The organism is Mycolicibacter icosiumassiliensis (genome assembly GCF_900078685.2).
GTDB classification, from domain to species: domain Bacteria; phylum Actinomycetota; class Actinomycetes; order Mycobacteriales; family Mycobacteriaceae; genus Mycobacterium; species Mycobacterium icosiumassiliensis.
The window spans coordinates 1-2,134 of the sequence record NZ_LT546180.1 but is presented as its reverse complement, the minus strand read 5'-3'; the positions used below and the strand labels follow the sequence as shown (position 1 = coordinate 2,134).

2 protein-coding genes are annotated in these 2,134 nt (G+C 66.0%); both read left to right on the top strand.

Annotation, left to right across the window (positions count from 1 at the left end):
- The coding region (locus BN4346_RS46685) for a cellulase family glycosylhydrolase (protein ID WP_067977065.1) at window positions 1-1,482 on the top strand (1,482 nt) is incomplete at its 5' end.
- Window positions 1,483-1,497: 15 nt separating this feature from the next.
- On the top strand, window positions 1,498-2,134 hold a 637-nt coding region (locus BN4346_RS48590), incomplete at its 3' end, for a PGRS repeat-containing protein (protein WP_407695173.1).

The window sequence follows — 2,134 nt, the reverse complement described above, 5'->3', positions numbered from 1 at the left end:
GTCTACACCGGCCCCGGCGACCTCCCCGCCCTCGGCGGCGCCGGCGGCAACGCCAGCATGCTGCTCGGCACCCACGGCGACCACGGCCACTACGGCACCCTCGACGGCCTCCCGCCCGGAGGGGTCTCGGACCTCGGCACCACCGGCGCTTGGATCACCGACAACGACGGACGGGTCGTCATCTTGCACGGCTTCGGCGAGGTGATGAAGAACCCGCCGTTCTATCCCGCAGCAGAGGGGTTCAGCGATCAAGACGCGGCGCTGCTGGCCGCCCAGGGCTTCAACGTGGTGCGGCTCGGCATCCTCTGGGAAGGGGTGGAACCGCAACCGGGCGTCATCGACTACAACTATCTGGCGTCGATCAACCAGACCATTCAGATTCTGGCCAACCACGGCATTTACACCGTCCTCGACATGCATCAGGACCTCTACGCCGCCGGGCTCGGCGGCCCCACGGGCTACGGCGACGGCGCACCGGATTGGGCGGTACAGACCGGTGGGCTGCCCAACCCCGACACCGGCTGGCCGTGGACCTACGCGCTCAACCCCGCGGAGAACCACGCCTGGGACAGGTTCTGGTCCAACGCCGACGCACCCGACGGTGTCGGGCTACAGAACCACTACGCGCAGATGTGGCAAGCCGTCGCGTACTACTTCAAAGACGATTCCTCCGTCGTCGGCTATGAGCTGATGAATGAACCGTGGGCGGGCTCAACGTGGTTGTCGACCATCTTCGGCAACTCGTTCTTCGAAGGCCAGCAGCTCACCCCGTTCTACGACCAAGTGGCCGCGGCCATCCGATCCGTCGACCCGACCACCACGCTGTACTTCGAACCGAGCACGCTGTCCGGCAACCTCCCGATCCCGACGTACCTGGGCGAGGTGGACGACGCCAACACCGTCTTCGCCTTCCACGACTACTGCACCATGACGGCCCTGTTCGGCACCGACTTCGGCTGCTCACTGTGGGAGACGATCGTCCAGGGCAACGCCGAGGCGTACGCATCGAAATACGATCTCCCGGTAGCGATCACCGAATTCGGTGCGTCCACCAACACCGGTTCGATCACCGACACCATGACCGAGGCCAACCGCTACGGCTACAGCTGGATGTTCTGGGATTACACCCTGATTCGCGACCATGACCTGCACACCCCGATAACCGACGACACCGTCGACTACGCGACCTTGACCACCCTGGCCCAGCCCTACCCGCTGGCGGTGGGCGGCATCCCGGGCGCCTGGTCGTTCGCGGACGGCACCTTCAACTTCAACTACTCGACCGAGATGGCTAGCGGCGAAGGAAGTTTCGCGGCCGGAACCCAAACTGAAATCTCGGTGCCCGCATTGCAGTACCCCGACGGTTACCACGTCACCGTCACTGGCGGGCACGTCGTCTCCGCCCCCAACGCACCCGTCCTGATCATCGCCTCAGACAGCGGCGCAAACACCATCAACGTCATCGTCACCCGCGCGAGCTAGGAAACAAGAGCCTACGTGAAAAACTACCCAACCAGCCGGGTTATCGGGTTTACCGCCACCACAAGCGCATTCCTGACGTTCGGACTGGCGCCGCTGGCCGCAGCCCCCACGGCCCAGGCCGACTTCGATGACGCGATCGAAACAGCCATGGCGCCCTTCCTGGATGCCACGACCGGCAACCTCGACTGGGACGCGGTGTTCGCGCCGTCGGCGTGGGACACCTTCCTGGCCCCCGCCCACTGGGACACCGTCCTAGCCGAACTGAGCGGCGCCGCCCTGGCCAGCCCCGCGGCCATCGACCCCAACACCTTGCTACTGCAGTACTTCTACACCCCGATCCACGACGGCATCGAAGCCTGGATCCACAGCGACCTTGGCCAACAAATCGACAACTTCATCAACCAGCCGTTCCTCGATCTCACCGGGCGCGGCCTGATCGGCGACGGCGTCGATGGAGATCCGTTGCACGTCAACGGCACCGACGGTGGGTGGTTGTTCGGCGATGGCGGCGCCGGCTGGAACAGCACCGTAGCCCACACGCCCGGTGGTAGCGGCGGCAGCGGCGGACTGTTCGGCGTCGGCGGCGCCGGCGGCGACGGTGGCGCCGGGGCTTCCGGTGGCGCCGGAGGCGCCGGTGGGGCGGTGATGGGGA